Raw genomic sequence first — 18000 nt, 5'->3', positions numbered from 1 at the left:
CCCGTCGGCGGTCGGTACTGGGCGACAGCCCGGTACCGCCGCTTTTCTGACAGCCGACACCCAATCTTCTCGATTGGATCGTTTCCGTGACTCAACATGCATAATCTGATGAAGGTCCGTTCATGACGCAGAACGAGAACAGCGCCGTAGAATCGGCCGAGCACATTCCCGCCTGGGGCTCCGGCGCAGGTGCAAAGATCCTGTTTGCCATCGCCGTGGCTTTTTCGGTTTTCCAGCTTTGGACTTCCGCTTATTCACCGCTGCCAAGTCAGGTGGTCCGCTCGGTTCATGTCGGATTTCTGCTTCTGCTCCTCTTCGGCCTTTACGCCAATGCAAGCACCGCAGTAGCAAAACGAGCGGCACTCTGGCTCGCGGCCATCGTTGCTTTCGCACTCAGTCTCTACCACTGGATTTTCTACGAAGATCTGGTGGTCCGGGCGGGAGAACCGAATACGCTCGATATCGTGATCGGCATTCTTGTGATCGCCCTCGTTTTCTGGGCCGGAAAAAAGATGATGGGCTGGACCCTGCCGCTCATCTGCGCGATCTTTCTGGCCTACGGCCTGTTCGGGCAATATTTGCCTCACCCGTTCAATCACCGCGGATATGATTTCGAGCAGGTGATCGAAGTTCTGTTTCTGGGAACAGAAGGAATTTACGGCACGCCGATCTACGTTTCGTCGAGCTATATTTTTCTTTTCATCCTGTTCGGCGCATTTCTCGAACGTGCAGGCATGATCCAGCTATTCAACGATATTGCCATGGGCACGGTCGGTGCGTCGCGTGGCGGCCCGGCAAAGGTCTCGGTGATTTCGTCGGCTCTTATGGGAACAATCAATGGCTCCGGCGTCGCCAATGTCGTGACGACGGGGGCCTTTACCATTCCGCTCATGAAGCGGTCCGGCTTCCGTCCGGCCTTTGCGGGCGGCGTCGAAGCCGTGGCGTCGATGGGTGGCCAGATCATGCCGCCGGTCATGGGCGCGGTTGCATTCATCATGGCTGAAACGCTCGGTCTGCCCTATGTCGAAATCGTCAAGGCGGCAGTCGTTCCCGCCATTCTTTACTTCATAACCGTCTTCGTGATGGTCGATCTCGAAGCACGCCGCCTCAGAATGAAGGGGCTCAACAAGAGCGAAATGCCGAGCGCCCTCGATGCCATCAGAAAGCGCTGGTTTCTGGTTCTGCCGCTCGTCGCTTTGGTATGGCTCCTCTTCTCAGGCTATACGCCACTTTTTGCGGGCACTGTGGGCCTCAGCCTGACTGCCCTCATTATTCTCGGCGTACCGGTTTCCGCCTCCATGTCGATGCCTCTGCGGGTACTGTTCTGGGTTGCGCTCGGCATAATGTCGGCGGCGGCTTTCGGTACGACGTTCAATATCTTCGGCTACGCCCTGCGCGGCATTACGCTCATCATTGGTCTTGTTGCGGTGCTGGTTGCGATAAACTTTTTGGTGCGCGGCGGCCGCGATACATTGAATCTCTGCCTCCAAAGCCTCGCGGAAGGCGCCAAGAATGCGCTGCCCGTGGGCGTTGCCTGTGCTCTGGTCGGCGTCATCATCGGCGTTCTGGCGCTAACCGGTGCCGGTTCGACCTTTGCCCGTGTGATCGTCAGCGTTGGTGAGAATTCTCTGTTCTTCTCGCTGATACTGACCATGCTGGCCTGCCTCGTACTCGGCATGGGCATACCAACCATTCCGAATTACATCATTACTTCCTCTATCGCCGGTCCTGCGCTTCTTCACCTCGATGTGCCGCTTCTGGTGTCGCATATGTTCGTCTTCTATTTCGGCATTATGGCCGATCTCACGCCACCTGTAGCACTTGCAGCTTTCGCAGCGGCGCCAATCGCGCGAGAATCCGGCATGAAGATCGGCATGCAGGCGATCCGGATCGCGGTGGCAGGGTTTGCCGTGCCGTTCATGGCAGTATATGAGCCGGTTATCATGCTTCAGGAGGGGGGCCCGCTTACCGAACGGTTCGGCTTCTGGCTTGCCTTCGCCTATATGATCGTCAAGGCGCTACTCAGTATCCTGCTTTGGGGAGCTGCCGCTATCGGGCATCTGCGAACACCGCTGAATATGTGGGAGCGCATATGGGCCTTCGTTGCCATCGCTCTGATGCTTGCAACCTATCCCTATAGCGATGAGCTCGGTTTTGCAGCCTGTGCTGCCTTTCTTGCCTGGCACTTCTGGAGATCGCGGCCTTCCATCGTCGCGTCATCAGGTTGATGGCTGTCTGTATTGCAACGGCTGGCGGCGTTCTGAAAATCGCCGCCACAAGTTTTATTCTATCTTGGACGCACAGCGTTGAAAAAGTGCCGTGGCAGGAATTCTGGACTGTCACGGCGCAGGGATTGGTATTGTCCGAGGCCCGCATCAAAGGCTCCGGCGCGGGCATGGAGCCTCCGGAAGATGCTGTTTTCAACGAAGGGTGGTATATTTACCATCCAAACATTCCTCCGCGCCATGAAATTGTCCTCGCTGCGTCTGGCAAGACGATTGGAGGCTGGACTTTCTGCTCGGACCAAAAATGCATGGAACTGGGCAAAACGGAAGAAAAGCCAATACGTATCCTCCCCTGCAACTAAAGCGTGTCGTACTTTATCATAGTCATATGACACGCTTTAAGTTTTTGTTTTCATGCATGTCTTTATCCCATCGTAGCGGGATCAGAAATCAGTCCAGTGAACTGATTTCCCCGCGAAGGCGGTTCCCACTTTTGGGAGACATGCATTGGGCTCAGACTGAGTTCAACGCAATCAGATCATTGCGCGTAGGAGTTGGCTGAAACCCATGAACGCAGTCAATATGTTCTCGCATGACGAGCAGGCACCTACAATGCACCGCGCATTCCATAGGACGCGTTTTCAAACAGTCGACCATAGCGATAAGGCTGAGGATCGACGATTGGTTTGTCGCCTGTAACAATATCGGCAATGAGGTGACCAGCCGAAGGTCCAACTCCGAAACCATGGCCGCTGAAGCCTGATGCGAGATAGAGGCCCGGCAATTTTTCGATTGGCGACATGATCGGAAGGGAATCCGGCGTCCAGTCGATGGCCCCTCCCCAGGCTTCCGCAACGCCTGCCCCGGCAGCCGCCGGGAATATCTTTTGCAGTTCGGCTTTTGCTGCGTCGATCAATGATTGCTCGGGAGCGGGGTTTAAAATACGCACTTTTTCGAAGGGCGTTATCTGATCCAAGGTCCAGTTGCGGTTCGCGAGACCGGAGAGGAACGTGCGGCCAACCTTGATTTTGAGATCCTTGCGACGCGCCAGAAACATTGGCCAGAATTTGCGCGCATAACGTAGCGAGTCCGGCGTCATATCAAGCGTTCCCTTGCCCTTATAGGCAACAGTCACGCTACCGTCCAAACGCTGGCGTATACAGACTGTCGGGGTGCCAACAGCGCCGGTTGGAATGGTGAGATTGCCAGCAGTTCTGAAAACCGTAGCATTGACTGCGGCTTGCGGGAAATCGATGCCGTGTTGCCGACAGAACATACTCGACCAGACGCCGCCGGCCACGATAACGTTGCTGGTTCTGACACTGCCCAGTTCTGTCACCACGCCTGAAATGCGGCCATTGCTGGTCTCGACACCACGCGCCGCACAATTCTCCAGAATAACGACGCCTGCATCGCGGGCATATTGGGCAATGCCTTGAGTTGCGAGCGATGGTTCGGCGCGTCCGTCTGTACTGGTGAGCATCCCGCCAACCCAGTTCTTCGCACTTCCCGGCATGCGCGCGTCAACGTCGCTTTTCCGCAATATCTGGCTGTGAACGCCGAAATCGACGGCTTTGGCCGCCCATTTTTCCCAGCTCGCAAGCTCTTCAGGCTTGTCTGTCGCCCATAAAATGCCTGATGTTCGAAAGCCGAGCTCTTGGCCGTTCTCCTGTAATTTGCCCCATAGATTCAAGCCTTCGCGCGCAAGGGGGATTTCAATCTCGTCTCGGCCTTGTTGGCGTACCCAGCCCCAGTTGCGGCTTGATTGCTCGGCAGCGATACGGCCTTTCTCGACCAGCAAAACCGACACTTTGCGCTGTGCGAGATAGTAAGCCGCGCAAACACCGATAATTCCGCCGCCGATGATAACGACGTCCACCGACGAGGGCAGCGGGGATTGCGGATGATGATGGACGGACGGAGAGGAAAGCATCTTTAATCCGATCGGAGCTGATTTGTGTCAGGGATTATGCGGATCTCGGTTCAAGACGACACACGAGGATATCGTCTTGAACCGGCAGGCCTGGGAGGTATTAGCTTCATGCACTTTGCGCATAGGGGACGTTTTTGCCGCCATATTGCCGCAAGCGAATATTGGCCTGCTCGGCATGGCCGGCGAAACCTTCGAGCATGCACAGTCTGGAGCAATATTCGCCGATGCTGACGCTGGCCTCATCCGTCAGCACTTTCTGATAGGTGCAAGTCTTGATGAACTTTCCAACCCACAATCCACCCGTGTAACGGGCCGCTCCCAAAGTCGGCAACGTATGGTTCGTGCCGATCACCTTGTCACCGTAGGCAACATTGGTGCGCGCGCCGAGGAAAAGAGCGCCGTAATTCTTCATCCGGTCCTTGAATATATCGGGGTCCCTTGTCATGACCTGAACATGCTCGGAAGCAATCCGGTCAGCCTCGGTGATCATCTCTTCTTCGGTGTCGCAAAGGATGACCTGTCCGTAATTGCCCCATGATTGGCGGGCGATGGCAGCCGTTGGCAGAATTTCGAGAAGACGGTCGATTTCGCGCAGTGTTGCATCCGCCAGCGGGCGCGACGTTGTCAGAAGGATAGCGGGAGAATCCGGTCCATGTTCTGCTTGCCCCAATAGATCGGTTGCGCAAATTTCTGCATTGGCGGTTTCGTCGGCAATGACCAGCGTTTCTGTCGGGCCGGCAAACAGATCAATACCAACCTGTCCGAACAATTGGCGCTTGGCCTCAGCGACATAAGCATTGCCGGGGCCGACCAGCATGGAGACGGGATTGATGGTCTGGGTTCCGACCGCAAAAGCGACCATGGCCTGAACGCCGCCAAAGCAATAGATTTCGTCTGCACCGGCCAGATGTTGCGCCGCAACGATTGCTGGCGCCGGTTTGCCCTGAAAGGGCGGCGCACAGGTCACAATCCGTTCAACGCCCGCGACCCGCGCTGTGATAACCGACATATGTGCCGAAGCAAGGAGGGGATATTTGCCGCCGGGAACATAGCAGCCCACGGAATCGACCGGGATATTCTTGTGCCCCAGAATGACGCCGGGAAGGGTTTCGACTTCAAGGTCAAGCAGACAGGATTTCTGATGCTCGGCGAAGTTTCGGACCTGTTCCTGAGCGAACTTTATGTCGTCAAGCGCCTTTTGTGGAAGTTCGGCAACGCAATCCAGAATCTCCTTTTTGGTGAGCCGGTAATCGCTGCGATCCCAATTGTCGAACTTGACTGAATAGGCACGCACGGCCTCGTCGCCTTTTTGGCGGACATCCTCGATGATCGATTGCACGATATGCGGAACATCATTATTCCGCTGAAATTCCTTTGCTGAAGCGGTGCGATCTTTCAGTATTCTTATCATGTCATGATCCTTGCGTAGATTGTTCGATCCAAACTTGTAAATCCGGGCCTGTATCAGGCCGCAGCGAACCCTTTGGGGGAGCCGAATGCTCCTCCATGCTTAAATTTGTGAAGTCGTTTGCGAGGGCCTATGTCATGCCGAGACGCACGGTCTTGCGAATGATCAGCCGGCCCGGCTCAAGATGAAAGACAGGTTCCATATCCGGATTTTCAATATTGGCCTTCAGTATATCGAGGGTGGCGCCGATCATTCTGTCGCCTTGTTGCTGCACCGTGGTCAGCTCCACGCCCGACCAGCCCGCCATGGCAATGTCATCGAAACCGACAAGCGAAATGTCTTCGGGAACGTTCAGCTTGAGGTCGATCCGCAGGCCATCCAGTGCCCCGATTGCCATGATATCGTTTGCGCAGAAAATCGCGTCCGGCTTGTCGCCCTGGAGGATCAGCCGCTTTACCGCCTCGCGCCCGCCCATATAGGTATAATCACCATGTTCTACAGCGGGCATCGGAAAGCCCGCTTCGGCCAGTCGCTCGGTAAAGCCCTTGAAGCGATCACGGTTGGTCGATGTGTCTTCCGTGCCCGAAATATAGCCGAAACTTTTATGTCCGGTCTGGATCAGAAGCCGGGCAACATCGCGCCCGCCCGCTAAATTATCGCAGCAAACCGCGTTGAGATTGCCATCATCGATATGTCGGTTGAACAATATGACAGGCAATCCAGCCTGCTTGCATTGTGTGATCGCCCTCGATGAAAGCACTGCGGATAAAGCGATCAGGCCATCGACCTGATACTGCAAGACCTTGTGCAGAATATCGTCGAAATTGTCGTTTGGTCCGACTGAAAACAACAACACCTGGAGGTCGAGCGTTTGCAGACGTTCATTGGTCTGGCGCACCATATCCCAGTAGAATGGATTATCCATGGACCCGCAGACGACTGCAATCAGGCCCGAGCGCTGGAGGCTTAGGCTGCGGGCCATGGCATTTGGCCTGTAACCGAGAATGGCAGCAGCGTCCTGGACAAGTTTTCGGGTTTTTGACGAGACCAGCGGATTGTCCGCCAGGGCGCGCGACACTGTCGGCTGCGATACGCCGGCGAGTCTGGCCACATCGGCTGCCGTCGCAATGCCCTTTTTGTTGGCGCTCAACTCATGGAAAGTCGTCACGGGAAACCCTTTGCCTAAAACGCTGTTACAACGGCTTTTCACGTGTTTGAACGCTGAGCAGCGCTTCACCGGTCAGGACGGTCACCGACCCGCAACTGCATATGGTATCGAGGATCACACGCCTGCGTTCCGGGATCAGCTCTCTGATCGTAACCGTGGCGGTTACGACATCGCCGGGTTTCACCGGCGCCTGGAATTCCAGGGTCTGCTTCAGATAGATATTGCCGGGTCCGGGTAGTCTGGTGCCCATGACCGCAGAAATCAGGCCAGCGGTCAGCACACCATGGGCAATGCGGCCCTTGAAGCGTGTGGTCTGCGCCCATTCCTCGTCGATGTGAACGGGATTGCGGTCACCCGTAACCGTCGCGAACAGATCGATATCCTCTTGCGATATCGTTTTTGTGAGCGAAGCGGTCATGCCTACGGTCAGATCCTCGAAATAGTAACCCGAGCTTCGCGCATCGATCATTTTTCGTTCTCCTGCACAGATTCATGAACAAACGGAAACAAGCGCGCGCGCACATCATCGGGAATGCGTGAGGACTGCTGCTCCCGGTAGTCGAAATACACGTAGACGATCATGCCTTTCGCGCAGATGACGCCATTCTGGCTCGCGGTTTCGCGGATCGTCAGGCTCTTGTTCCCCAGCTTTGAAACCCATGTGGATATTTCCACGTCTGCGTCCAGATAGATCTGTTTCAAGAACGACACGTTCATTTCAACAAGGCTGAGCTTCCACTCCGAGAAATGCAGAGAAGGGGTAATCGCCTTGAAAATCTCGCGCCTTCCCGCCTCGAACCAGACCGGCAGGGTTGTGTTGTTGATATGGCCGCATCCATCGGTCTCGGACACTCGCGGAGTGATGGTTGTGCGGGTCGCCTGGGAGGGGATCAGCATCACGGTTTCCTGATTGTTTCCTCAAAACTGCATACGTATTCAGTTTATGTCAATACGGAAAAATGGCTGAATCATGGAGTTTGATATTTTTCTCTATTCAGCATGGATTTCATATTGACATGAAAGCAGAAATAAAATTGCATGCGCATGCAAAGCCTGCAAAACGACATGAGGTGAGGGATGTTAAGTGTCAGTATGGGGAAGCTCCTCAGGCCAAAGAGCATCGCGGTTATCGGCGCGAGTGCGAAGCCTGGCAATGTCGGAGGCCGCATTGTTGGCGAGTTGGAGGGGTGTGGATATGAAGGACAGGTCTATGCCATTCACCCGCGTGCCGAGAGGGTTCTGAACGCCGAGGGATTTGCAAACGTCAGCAGCATTTCTTCCGGTGTCGATTTCGCCGCATTGTGCGTTCCCGACGAAGCGCTTGTTCCCACGCTGGAAAGTCTGGCAAGCGATGGCGTGAAGGGATTTTTCATTCCATCCCGCGCCTTCGACAGGGCATCAGGCTCCCATACCAAAATACCCGACGCCATGGCCGCCATCGCCAAGGCAGGCAATCTGGCAATTTGCGGGCACAACTGCATGGGCTTTGTCAATTTTCGCGACAAGGTGACCATGACATTTGGCGTGCCTGCAACGGATGCGAAGCCCGGCGGCGTCTGTGTCGTCTCGCAGAGCGGTTCTACCTGGTCTGGCATCGTGGGCAGCCAGAGAGACCTCGGCTTCGATATTGTCGTCTCCGCGGGCGGTGAAATTGCCACCGGCGTTGCCGACTATCTCGAATATTTCGTGTCGCTGCCGGAAACACGCGTAATTGGTCTGGTGATCGAGACCATTCGCGAACCGGAGCGCTTTATTGCAGCCTTGACCGAAGCCGAACAGCGGGGGATTCCGGTTGTTGGCCTGTTCGTCGGCCTTAGCGAAGCGGGCGCACGATTTACCGCGGCGCATTCAGGTGGGTTGTCCAGTCCGCGCCAGATTCTCGATGCAATTTCGCGCCAGCACGGGTTGATCGTCACAAAGAATCCCGACGAGTTTCTCGACTGCCTTGAAGTGTTCCGCACCAGCCGACGCCCGATGGGGGAAAGCGCGGTCATCGTCAGCGATTCAGGCGGTGAACGCCAGTTGATCGCAGATGTCTCGTCCCGCGTCGGTCTTTCGCTGAGCCGATTCACGCCGCAGACCGAGCAGGCTCTGGCGGATATTCTCGATCCGGGCATGGTCGTGGGCAATCCGATCGACTGTTATGGCGATGGCCAGTTGCTGATGTCCGAATCCGGTATCATCGCTGCCAGGGATCCGAATGTGGCATTGGTCGGCGTCGGCACCAATCTTGTGCATGGGCGCAAATTCCTGGAAACGACATCCAATGCGTGCGTCGATATTTACGATGCCACTGAAAAACCCGTGGTCGTCTTCGGCAATATGTCCTCCACGATTTCGCGTGACGGCGCGCGCAAGCTGCGGGAGAAAAACATTCCGGTGCTGATGGGGACCGAAACTGCCTGTTATGCGATCGGACAATTCATCGGCTGGCATTCGCGGCAACGGAATTCCGGCGCGAACCGTGCGGCGGCGGACATATCAACCGCTCAGATTGTGCAAGACTTTTCCCGGTTATCGACCCAGGAGACGCTCACTTACGCGCAGAAACTTGGGTTGCCCATCGCGCCTTTTGCGATTGCCGACAATGCCGCTGATCTGTTGAAAGCAGCAGACCAGATCGGTTTTCCGCTGGTTCTCAAGACGGCCAATAGCGAGATAGAACACAAGACGGAAGCCGGCGGTGTCATCGTCAATATCCGTGATCGTCATGAGCTCGGCCAAGCCTATGACGACTTGACGGCGCGCTGCGGTCCGCTCGCCATGGTCCAGCCGTTCCTGGCGGCCGACTTCGAGCTTATCGTGGGCATGTACCGTGACGAGCGGTTTGGTGCGGTGGTCACCGTCGGTCTCGGGGGCATTTTCACGGAAATCCTCAAGGACAGCGTCTCGATGTTGCTTCCCCTGAACGAGAGGGATCTCGAAGAGGCCACAGCGACCTTGCGGGCCGCTGGCGTGCTCAATGGCGCGCGGGGCAAGAAGGGCATCTCCTGCACCGACCTTCTGAACATTGTGCGTATCGTGGGCGCCATTGCCGAACACAACCCTTCCGTCACCGGGATTGACTTCAATCCCGTCATGATCCGCGACGGCAAAATGTCGATCGTCGACATGCTTGTTACAACGGAGTGATTTGAATGAACTATGAGACGATCAAGGTCAGCAAAGATACCGGTATCGGCTATCTGACCTTTGCGCGACCGCAAATCCACAACGCGATCTCCGTCGAACTGATGGCGGAATCTCGCGATGCGCTGCAAAAGCTGAATACAGATGACGACGTGCGGGTCATTGTGGTGTCCGGCGAGGGGCGCTCCTTTTGCTCCGGCTTCGATCTCAAGCAGAGCGCGGTCCGCAATACCAAGGGCGTGGATGCGTGGAAACAGCGCTATCAGGAAAATTTCGATTTCATGCTGAACTTCTGGGATTGTCCGAAGCCAACTATCGCGTCGATCCACGGTAACTGCCTCGCCGGTGGCTTCGAGGTTGCTCTGGCTTGTGACATGAGTGTTGCCGCTGAAAGCACCCGTTTCGGGATGCCGGAAGCCAAGTTCGGGTCGGCGAGCGTCAATCTGATGCTGCCTTGGCTGGCGGGGCCGAAAGTCGCCAAGGAAATCCTGATGAGCGGGCTGGAAAGCTTCGATGCAGCGCGCGCCAAAGAGGCGCATATCGTCAATCATGTCGTTCCCGATGCGGAGCGAGCAGAATTCGTCCGCGAGATGGCATTGCAGATCGTCAGCTCCTCGCCCGTTTCCGTTGCCTATTTCAAGCGCGTCATCAACCAGACCTTCGATGTGATGGGAATGCGCAAGGCGCTTCTGGCCTCGCTGGAAGCAGGTGCGGAAATAGAAGCCGAAGAAGGCGAGGAGAAGATGGAGTTCTCGCGCATCCGCAAGGAAAGCGGCCTCAAGGCCGCCGTCGAATGGCGGAAGAGCCGCTCGGTGTCGAAGGCATAGACAGATGGGTTTTACAAAAACTTCAACGAGGTGTGCACGATGACGCAAGCGGGAGGACGTATCGAGTTCAGGAATGTCCAGAAACTCTATGGCGACATGGCCGCAGTGGAAAAATTCAATGCGGTTATAGAGCCGGGCTCCTTCGTCACCCTTCTGGGGGCGAGCGGTTCGGGGAAAACGACACTGCTGAACATGCTCGCGGGTTTCATCGAGCCCACCGATGGAGACATCCTGCTGGACGGCCGTTCGATTGTTTCGATGAAGCCGGAAGCACGCAACATCGGCATGGTGTTTCAGAATTATTCCCTCTTTCCGCATATGAATGTCCAACAGAATGTCGGCTTCCCTTTGCGGATGCGGAAAATCCCCAAATCGGAAGCAGACCAGAAGGTCATGAAGGCACTGGAAGCTGTCCAGTTGAGCACCTTTGCTCAGCGCATGCCCCGTGAATTGTCTGGTGGACAGCAACAGCGTGTGGCAGTCGCGCGTGCGATTTCCTTCGGCCCGCGTGTGCTTTTGATGGATGAACCGCTGGGCGCACTCGACCTCAAGCTCCGCGAAAGCCTGCAATACGAGATAAAACGGATTCAACGGGAAACCGGAAGCACTGTCGTCTACGTGACGCATGATCAGTCCGAAGCCATGTCGATGTCGGACGAAATCATCATTCTCAGCGGTGGGCGTCTGGTGCAGCGGGGAACGCCACGGAAAATCTACGACGAGCCCGTCGATGGCTTTGTCGCGTCGTTTGTCGGGCATTGCAACAAGTCCCGCGTGAGCATCAGGGAAAACCGCCTCTTCGCCGATGACTGGGGCATCGGCATGAGCGGGATCGAAGCGAACCGCCTTTCCAGTCACGCACAGGATTTTGTCGCTGTTGCAAGGCCTGAGAAAATATCCCTCAAGCCGACCTCCTATCATCCGGCTGACCAGGAAATAGCCGTCGATGTTTCAGTCGATAATGTCCAGATGATGGGAAACAACCTGATGGTTTATCTCAAGACGGAAAACAAATCCAATATTCTGGCCCAGATATTCAGAACTTCAGAAAATATATCTGATGAACTTTTGCAGATAGGCGGGAAGATAAAAGCAAAAATATCGAACTCGGATATTTCAATACTGAGAAAATAAGAATCCGATAAATGGGAGAGTAAAATGAAAAACAGCAAAAGCAAATTCGGCACCACCATTCTATGTCTGTTCATGACATGCACTTATGCGCAGGCACAGGATGCCAAAACGATTGTTCGCGCCTCTGCTGGCGGCTCGTTTGGTGAAGCGCTGCGCAAGGTGTGCGATGACCCGTTCACCAAGGAAACTGGCATTGTCATTCAGCCAGCGAATACCGACGATTCCACGCCGCAGATCCGCGCCCAGATGCTTACCGGGAATGTGATCTGGGACATTTCGAATACCTCGGCTGAAACGCTGCCGGTTGCCGCAGAGAACGGCTGGCTGGAGAAAATCGACTGGGATCTGATCGACCCTGAGCACAAGTTGCCCGATGTCGCACGACAACCATATGGCGTGGGCATCAACTCCTACTCGGAAACCATTGTTGTGCGCACCGACAAGCAGCCAGAGGGCAAACAAATGTCCTCGTGGGCGGATTTCTGGGATACCAAAACATTCCCGGGGCCGCGCAGCCTGCATGATACTCCAATCAAGAATCTGGAGTTTGCGCTTCTGGCCGATGGAGTGCCAGCAGACCAGATTTACAAGCAACTGGCAACCAAGGAAGGCGTGGACCGCGCCCTGAACAAACTTGGTGAAATCCGTCCCAATATTGCAATCTGGTGGACGTCCGGCCAGCAGCCCTTGCAGCTTCTGGCCAGCGGCGAGGTCTATTATGCCACGGCCTGGAACGGACGCGTCGCGCCGCTTCAGCGTGAGGGCGTTCCCGTCAAGATCGTCTGGAACGGCGGAGCCATTGTTCCTGGATACCACTCCATTCTCAAGGGTTCCAAGCATGTGAAAGAAGCACATGAGTGGCTCAAATATTGCTGGAATGATGCGAAGCGCGGTGCAGAGCTGACCAAGCTTCTGCCTTACCCCGGTTTCGCACCGGGCCTGATGGACCAATTACCGGAGGAACTCAGAAAAGAACTGCCGACTTATCCGGAAAACCTGAAGGCACAGTTTGTTTTTGACGGACAGTTCTGGGCGGATCATCGGACCGAGATACAGCGTGCATGGGATCGCTGGCGCCTGGCTGGCAAGTAATCGGCGCGATTCCAACAAAAGCGCAAAGCTCCATTGTGTTGGAAAGCGCATAAAAACAAAGAGCTGGAGTGGTTTCTATAATCCCGGTTACCCGAAACCTCTCCGGCGGCTCAAAGCGCATCTTGGGAAATGAAAAATGCTTAAGCTATCGAGGCCGGTATCCGGCGCAGGACGCTCGTCGGCGTTGTTATGGCCATCCATTGCATTGCTGGCGGTCTTCTTCATCGTGCCAATGTGGGAGGTATTGCGCTGGAGCGTCGCGGACGAACAGGGGTATGGTGCAAGTCTGTTCAATTTCTCGGATGTGCTGACGGCTGGCGTTTACGTACAGCTGCTGTTGCGAACATTTCTGGTTGCCGCAGTGGTTGCGATCTCCTGCCTCATTCTCGGCTATCTCATTGCCTTGCAGGTTTACAAGCTGCGTTCCGGCCTGCGCACATTCGTTCTTCTCGCAATCATTACGCCGATGTGGTTGAGCGTTCTGGTCAGGACTTATGCCTGGATGGTTCTCATTGGACGCGAAGGGCTGATCAACCGCGTATTGCTCGACGCCGCGATCATCCAGGAACCGTTGCGGATGCTGTTCACCCGTGGAGCCGTTTATCTGACGATGACGCAGATTCTCCTGCCGATTGTAATTCTGAGCAGCTTCAGCGCCATGTCTTCCATCGACACGACCATCGTTCGCGCAGCCCGCGTGATGGGAGCCAGCAGAATAAAGGCATTTTTCTCGGTGTTTCTCCCCTTGACCGCAGTCGGGGCGATCAATGGGGCAATCCTCGTATTCGTGTTCTCGCTGGGCTATTTCGTGACCCCTGCTCTCGTGGGCGGTCCCGATGACAGTCTTGTTGCCAATGTCATTTCCACGCAAGTCACCCAGACCTTGCAATGGAATTATGCAGCTGTGCTCGCGATCGTTCTGATCGGCTCCGCATTGATCGTCCTACTGCCCGTCGTCGCAATTATCCGGACGGTTCTGCCGAAGAATTACCAAGGGGGAATGAAGTGAAAAAGATCGACGCACCCAACCTTCTGGGACGCACCTTCCTAGGGGCGGCATTGATATTCATGCTTTTCCCGATTGCCATCATCATCGCAATCTCGTTCAGCGACAGTGAGTTTCTGTCATTTCCGCCCACCTCGTTCTCATTTCGGTGGTATTCGTTTGTCTTCACTCATCCAAGCTGGACAAATGCGACTTTGCTGAGCTTGTGGATTGCCGTGCTTTCCACGCTGCTGGCTGTTGTGATCGGCACATTGGCGGCAATCACAATCGTCCGGCGGCCATCCCTTTCCACGAAATTCGTTTCCATAACGTCCTTCGGTCCGCAGCTTGTACCCCATATCATTCTTGCGCTGGGCATATTGCTGCTCATTGGCCGGTTGGGACTCTATGGCCAATGGTGGGTTCTCGTTCTCGCTCATGCCACCATGGCGCTTCCGCTTGTCATCATCATTGTGATGGCGGCGATCCGCCAAAATGGTGAAGGACTGGAGCGTGCCGCCAGAATTTTGGGCGCCGGGCCGACGCAGGCCTTCTGGCTTGTGACATTGCCAGCGATCCGCCCCGCAATCATTTCATCAGCCGTTTTTTCGTTCTTCATCTCCTTCGACGACCTGATTGTCGCCCTGTTTATCATGGGCGGGAAGGAAACTCTGCCGATGATGATCTGGTCCAATTTGAAATACGAGTTGACCCCGGCACTGACCGCAATCGCATCGTTCCTGATCGTCTTTACGTTCGTCTGCATTCTACCTGCGGAATACTATCGCAGAAAAAAGCTGACGGGTGCCGCTCCAGCGTCAGGTGCGTGAGTCGCAAATCATGTAAGCGGGGTCATCACCCCGTTTGCATTCCCAGAAGGGACCCAGTCATTGCGGCTGAGAAATCATGCGGCAATCCTCGAAGCCGTGCTGCCCCCAAAATCCGGATATATCCCGAACACTACTTTTCTATTTTCTTGAACAAATTGGATTAAATTATACGTCTAACAATATTTGAGGCCCTCTGCGAAGGTTAGATCGCGGCAACCGGAGCGCTTGCCCAATTATTCGCCACGAGGAGACCTGCCATGAGCATCACAGCGACCCCTACCCCCGGAAAATTGTTGCTTTCCCCCACCGATCACGCCCTTGTTCTTATCGATTTCCAGTCACAGATGGCATTTGCAACCAAGTCGATCGAACCGGAAATCCTGCGCAACAATGCAGCCCTGATCTCGCAGGCCGCGGCGGGTTTCAAGGTTCCGACCATTCTGACCACTGTCGCCGAGAAGAGCTTTTCGGGTCCGATGTTCGAAGAAATTACCAGCGCTTTTCCGGGCCAGAAGCTTCTTGACCGCACCTCGATGAACACCTGGGAAGATGCCGCCGTGATCGAGGAAGTGAACCGGATCGGCAAAGAGCGGATTGTTTTTGCCGGTCTGTGGACTTCCGTCTGCATCGTCGGCCCGGTGCTGTCCGCGCTCGACCAAGGCTTCGAAGCCTATGTCATCACCGACGCCAGCGGCGATATATCGCCTGAAGCGCATGAACGCGCGGTAGAGCGCATGGTGCAGGCCGGTGCGCGTCCGATGACGTCGCTGCAATATCTGCTTGAACTTCAGCGCGATTGGGCACGTGCCGATACCTATGGCCTCACCACGGGTATCGCAACCAGATGGGGCGGCGCCTATGGCATTGGCCTGAACTATGCCAAGCAAATGTTTGGAGCGTCCGAAGGCGCCCATTGAATGTGCTAAACTTCAAAAGTCGTGCCACGAGGACGGCTCAACTGTGGCGCGACTTCTTCCTGGTTCCATTAAATCTGCCGAAAAACGACGGAAAGGAGATGCAGCATGAAAATGTATGTACTCTCGCTCGGTACAGGCCTTCTGGTTGGCGTGATTTATAGTCTGCTCGGTGTCCGCTCCCCTGCTCCACCGGTGGTCGCGCTGATCGGCCTGCTCGGCATGCTGCTTGGCGAGCAGATCGTGCCGCTCGCCAAACGCGCGATAGCGGGGCAGGAAGTGGCGTCTTTCGTCAAGGGCGAGTGCAGCGAACATATATTGGGATCGTTGCCAGACAATCGCACAAAGGGACCCTCGTGATCCGCTTCACACGCAACTAGAGCATTTCCAGCAAAAGTGTGAAACGGTTCTACGCAGGATAATGCGGATAAGCAGGAACCGCTCCAAACGCCGCTCTAGCGGTGCTTTCCTCGCCATTTCGTGGCCATGCCAAGGAGGCTACAATGAGTAAGCAGGACTTAATCCTCGTCAATGCCAAGGTAACGACGCTGGACCGCCAGAACCCGACAGCAGTGGCGATTGCCATCCGCGATGGTCGCTTTCTTCTGGCAGGCTCGGAGGCGGAAGCCCGCGCGGCCGCGCCCGACGCGACGATTGTCGACGTCAAGGGCCGACGTGTCATTCCGGGGCTAATCGACAGCCACACGCACGTCATCCGTGGCGGACTGAACTATAATATGGAGTTGCGCTGGGATGGTGTGCCGAGCCTGGCCGACGCCATGGCGATGCTGAAAGAACAGGTAGCTCGCACGCCTGCGCCGCAATGGGTGCGGGTAGTTGGCGGTTTCACCGAGCATCAATTCGCCGAAAAGCGCCTTCCCACCATTGAGGAACTGAATGCCGTTGCGCCCGACACTCCGGTCTTTATCCTGCACCTTTATGACCGAGCTCTGCTGAACGCGGCTGCATTGCGCGTTGTCGGTTACGACAGAAACACACCCAACCCGCCGAGCGGCGAAATCGTACGGGATGCTGCCGGTAATCCGACAGGGCTCTTGCTTGCGCAGCCCAATGCAACGATCCTCTACTCCACGCTCGCCAAGGGGCCGAAGCTGCCTTCTGATTACCAGATCAATTCGACACGGCATTTCATGCGCGAGATCAACGCGCTTGGAGTTACCAGTGTGATCGACGCCGGTGGCGGCTTTCAGAACTATCCCGACGACTATCAGATCATCGAGAAGCTGCATCAAGACGGTCAATTGACCGTCCGCATCAGCTACAATCTCTTCACGCAGAAACCAAAAGAAGAACTTGCCGACTTTTCGTCCTGGGTGAAGCAGGTTTCGCCTGGCCACGGCGACGACAGCTACCGTCACAATGGCGCAGGTGAAATGCTGGTTTATTCAGCGGCCGATTTCGAAGATTTCCGCGCCGAGCGCCCGGAAATGCCAGCCAATATGGAAACCGACCTCGAGCCAGTCATCCGGCTGCTGGCAGAACACAAATGGCCATGGCGCCTGCACGCAACCTACGATCAGACCATCGACAGGGCGCTGGATGTGTTCGAGAAGGTGAATCGCGATATCCCCCTATCGGGCATCAACTGGTTCTTTGACCATGCCGAAACAATCAGTGACCGCAATATCGACCGTATCGCGGCCCTTGGCGGCGGCATCGCCGTCCAACATCGCATGGCGTATCAGGGTGAATATTTTATCGAGCAATACGGAGCGAAGGTTGCCGAGCGCACGCCACCCGTACGCCGCATCATGGAAGCAGGCGTCCCTCTGGGCGCTGGCACCGACGCCACCCGCGTAGCGAGCTATAATCCATGGGTATCACTATCCTGGCTGGTCACGTCGAAGACCGTCGGAGGAACGCGACTCTACCCGCAGGCTAACCGGCTCGACCGGGAGACGGCCCTGAGATTATGGACCGAAGCCAATACCTGGTTCTCCAACGAACAGGGCAAGAAAGGCTTGATCAAAACGGGGCAGCTTGCCGATCTTGCGGTGCTATCCGACGACTATTTCTCCGTCCCCGAAGATGAAATCGTGCATCTGCGTTCGGTATTGACCATTCTCGGCGGCAAGGTTGTTCACGGGGAGGGCGACTATGCGCCGCTTGCGCCGCAACTTCCCAAGCCGATGCCGGATTGGTCCCCGGTTGCCACCTTTGGCGGCTATCACAAGACGCCCGAGGCGCGCGCCAAGCTGTCGCTGCATTGTGGTTGCGCCAATAATTGCGCTGTACATGGGCATGACCACGCCGCAGCGCTCGGCGCCAATCTTCCGACGGGTGACGCCAGAACCTTCTGGGGTGTGCTTGGCTGCGGTTGCTGGGCGGTGTAGT

Annotated in this window: 16 protein-coding genes; 11 read left to right on the top strand and 5 right to left on the bottom strand. The window is 55.8% G+C overall.

Annotated elements, in window-relative coordinates:
- Positions 1-122: 122 nt before the first annotated feature.
- Positions 123-2228, top strand: a complete 2106-nt coding sequence (locus tag AC0TOF_RS03190; protein ID WP_473767197.1) for a TRAP transporter permease — start codon at positions 123-125, stop codon at positions 2226-2228.
- Positions 2228-2587 carry a DUF1850 domain-containing protein gene (locus AC0TOF_RS03185; RefSeq protein ID WP_473767196.1) on the top strand — a complete coding sequence of 120 codons (360 nt, stop codon included), beginning with the start codon at positions 2228-2230 and terminating at the stop codon, positions 2585-2587. Before AC0TOF_RS03190 ends, AC0TOF_RS03185 begins: the two co-directional genes overlap by 1 nt.
- 245 nt (positions 2588-2832) lie before the next feature.
- Here AC0TOF_RS03185 and AC0TOF_RS03180 read toward each other — a convergent pair whose 3' ends face one another.
- The 5 genes from AC0TOF_RS03180 to AC0TOF_RS03160 form a co-directional block, all read right to left on the bottom strand.
- The gene (locus tag AC0TOF_RS03180; protein ID WP_473767195.1) at positions 2833-4158 is read right to left on the bottom strand and encodes an NAD(P)/FAD-dependent oxidoreductase; all 1326 of its coding nucleotides are present in this window, start codon (positions 4156-4158) and stop codon (positions 2833-2835) included.
- A gap of 106 nt (positions 4159-4264) precedes the next feature.
- A complete protein-coding gene (gene hisD, locus AC0TOF_RS03175) occupies positions 4265-5569 on the bottom strand; it encodes a histidinol dehydrogenase (protein WP_473767194.1) in 1305 nt (434 codons plus the stop codon).
- 127 nt (positions 5570-5696) lie between these two features.
- Positions 5697-6734, bottom strand: a complete 1038-nt coding sequence (locus AC0TOF_RS03170; protein WP_473767193.1) for a LacI family DNA-binding transcriptional regulator — start codon at positions 6732-6734, stop codon at positions 5697-5699.
- Positions 6735-6759: 25 nt separating this feature from the next.
- Positions 6760-7203 (bottom strand): MaoC family dehydratase, encoded by a 444-nt coding sequence (locus AC0TOF_RS03165; protein ID WP_473767192.1) that lies wholly within the window; start codon positions 7201-7203, stop codon positions 6760-6762.
- Positions 7200-7631, bottom strand: coding sequence for an acyl-CoA thioesterase (locus tag AC0TOF_RS03160; RefSeq protein WP_473767211.1), 432 nt, complete (start codon positions 7629-7631; stop codon positions 7200-7202). The genes AC0TOF_RS03165 and AC0TOF_RS03160 overlap by 4 nt, the downstream gene beginning before the upstream one ends.
- 195 nt (positions 7632-7826) lie before the next feature.
- Between AC0TOF_RS03160 and AC0TOF_RS03155 the strand changes: the two genes are divergently transcribed.
- The 9 genes from AC0TOF_RS03155 (at position 7827) to AC0TOF_RS03115 (ending at position 17999) form a co-directional block, all read left to right on the top strand.
- Positions 7827-9866, top strand: a complete 2040-nt coding sequence (locus AC0TOF_RS03155; protein ID WP_473767191.1) for an acetate--CoA ligase family protein — start codon at positions 7827-7829, stop codon at positions 9864-9866.
- A gap of 5 nt (positions 9867-9871) precedes the next feature.
- Positions 9872-10690 (top strand): enoyl-CoA hydratase/isomerase family protein, encoded by an 819-nt coding sequence (locus AC0TOF_RS03150; RefSeq protein WP_473767190.1) that lies wholly within the window; start codon positions 9872-9874, stop codon positions 10688-10690.
- A gap of 39 nt (positions 10691-10729) precedes the next feature.
- Positions 10730-11824: an ABC transporter ATP-binding protein gene (locus tag AC0TOF_RS03145; protein ID WP_473767189.1), complete on the top strand. Its 1095-nt coding sequence runs from the start codon at positions 10730-10732 to the stop codon at positions 11822-11824.
- 24 nt (positions 11825-11848) lie between these two features.
- On the top strand, positions 11849-12916 hold the full coding sequence (locus AC0TOF_RS03140) for an ABC transporter substrate-binding protein (RefSeq protein WP_473767188.1): 1068 nt from the start codon (positions 11849-11851) through the stop codon (positions 12914-12916).
- A 136-nt stretch (positions 12917-13052) separates the two neighbouring features.
- Positions 13053-13925, top strand: a complete 873-nt coding sequence (locus tag AC0TOF_RS03135; RefSeq protein WP_473767187.1) for an ABC transporter permease — start codon at positions 13053-13055, stop codon at positions 13923-13925.
- Positions 13922-14731 carry an ABC transporter permease gene (locus tag AC0TOF_RS03130; protein WP_473767186.1) on the top strand — a complete coding sequence of 270 codons (810 nt, stop codon included), beginning with the start codon at positions 13922-13924 and terminating at the stop codon, positions 14729-14731. Before AC0TOF_RS03135 ends, AC0TOF_RS03130 begins: the two co-directional genes overlap by 4 nt.
- 263 nt (positions 14732-14994) lie before the next feature.
- A complete protein-coding gene (locus tag AC0TOF_RS03125; protein ID WP_473767210.1) occupies positions 14995-15648 on the top strand; it encodes a hydrolase in 654 nt (217 codons plus the stop codon).
- A gap of 105 nt (positions 15649-15753) precedes the next feature.
- A complete protein-coding gene (locus AC0TOF_RS03120) occupies positions 15754-16005 on the top strand; it encodes a DUF1427 family protein (RefSeq protein ID WP_473767185.1) in 252 nt (83 codons plus the stop codon).
- Between the two features lie 143 nt (positions 16006-16148).
- Complete coding sequence (locus tag AC0TOF_RS03115) at positions 16149-17999, top strand: amidohydrolase (protein WP_473767184.1); 1851 nt, start codon at positions 16149-16151, stop codon at positions 17997-17999.
- The last annotated feature ends 1 nt before the right edge of the window (position 18000 follow it).

The organism is Ochrobactrum sp. PL_is501 (assembly GCF_055816895.1).
The sequence above is the reverse complement of the archived record's forward strand: the minus strand, read 5'-3'. Positions and strand labels throughout refer to the sequence as shown.

Bases quoted from the DNA above. Each gene is read 5' to 3' on its own strand.
- AC0TOF_RS03190 (WP_473767197.1), top strand. From the start codon at position 123: ATGACGCAGAACGAGAACAGCGCCGTAGAATCGGCCGAGCACATTCCC.
- AC0TOF_RS03185 (WP_473767196.1), top strand. From the start codon at position 2,228: ATGGCTGTCTGTATTGCAACGGCTGGCGGCGTTCTGAAAATCGCCGCC.
- AC0TOF_RS03180 (WP_473767195.1), bottom strand. From the start codon at position 4,158: ATGCTTTCCTCTCCGTCCGTCCATCATCATCCGCAATCCCCGCTGCCC.
- hisD (WP_473767194.1), bottom strand. From the start codon at position 5,569: ATGATAAGAATACTGAAAGATCGCACCGCTTCAGCAAAGGAATTTCAG.
- AC0TOF_RS03165 (WP_473767192.1), bottom strand. From the start codon at position 7,203: ATGATCGATGCGCGAAGCTCGGGTTACTATTTCGAGGATCTGACCGTA.
- AC0TOF_RS03160 (WP_473767211.1), bottom strand. From the start codon at position 7,631: ATGCTGATCCCCTCCCAGGCGACCCGCACAACCATCACTCCGCGAGTG.
- AC0TOF_RS03155 (WP_473767191.1), top strand. From the start codon at position 7,827: ATGGGGAAGCTCCTCAGGCCAAAGAGCATCGCGGTTATCGGCGCGAGT.
- AC0TOF_RS03150 (WP_473767190.1), top strand. From the start codon at position 9,872: ATGAACTATGAGACGATCAAGGTCAGCAAAGATACCGGTATCGGCTAT.
- AC0TOF_RS03145 (WP_473767189.1), top strand. From the start codon at position 10,730: ATGACGCAAGCGGGAGGACGTATCGAGTTCAGGAATGTCCAGAAACTC.
- AC0TOF_RS03140 (WP_473767188.1), top strand. From the start codon at position 11,849: ATGAAAAACAGCAAAAGCAAATTCGGCACCACCATTCTATGTCTGTTC.
- AC0TOF_RS03135 (WP_473767187.1), top strand. From the start codon at position 13,053: ATGCTTAAGCTATCGAGGCCGGTATCCGGCGCAGGACGCTCGTCGGCG.
- AC0TOF_RS03120 (WP_473767185.1), top strand. From the start codon at position 15,754: ATGAAAATGTATGTACTCTCGCTCGGTACAGGCCTTCTGGTTGGCGTG.
- AC0TOF_RS03115 (WP_473767184.1), top strand. From the start codon at position 16,149: ATGAGTAAGCAGGACTTAATCCTCGTCAATGCCAAGGTAACGACGCTG.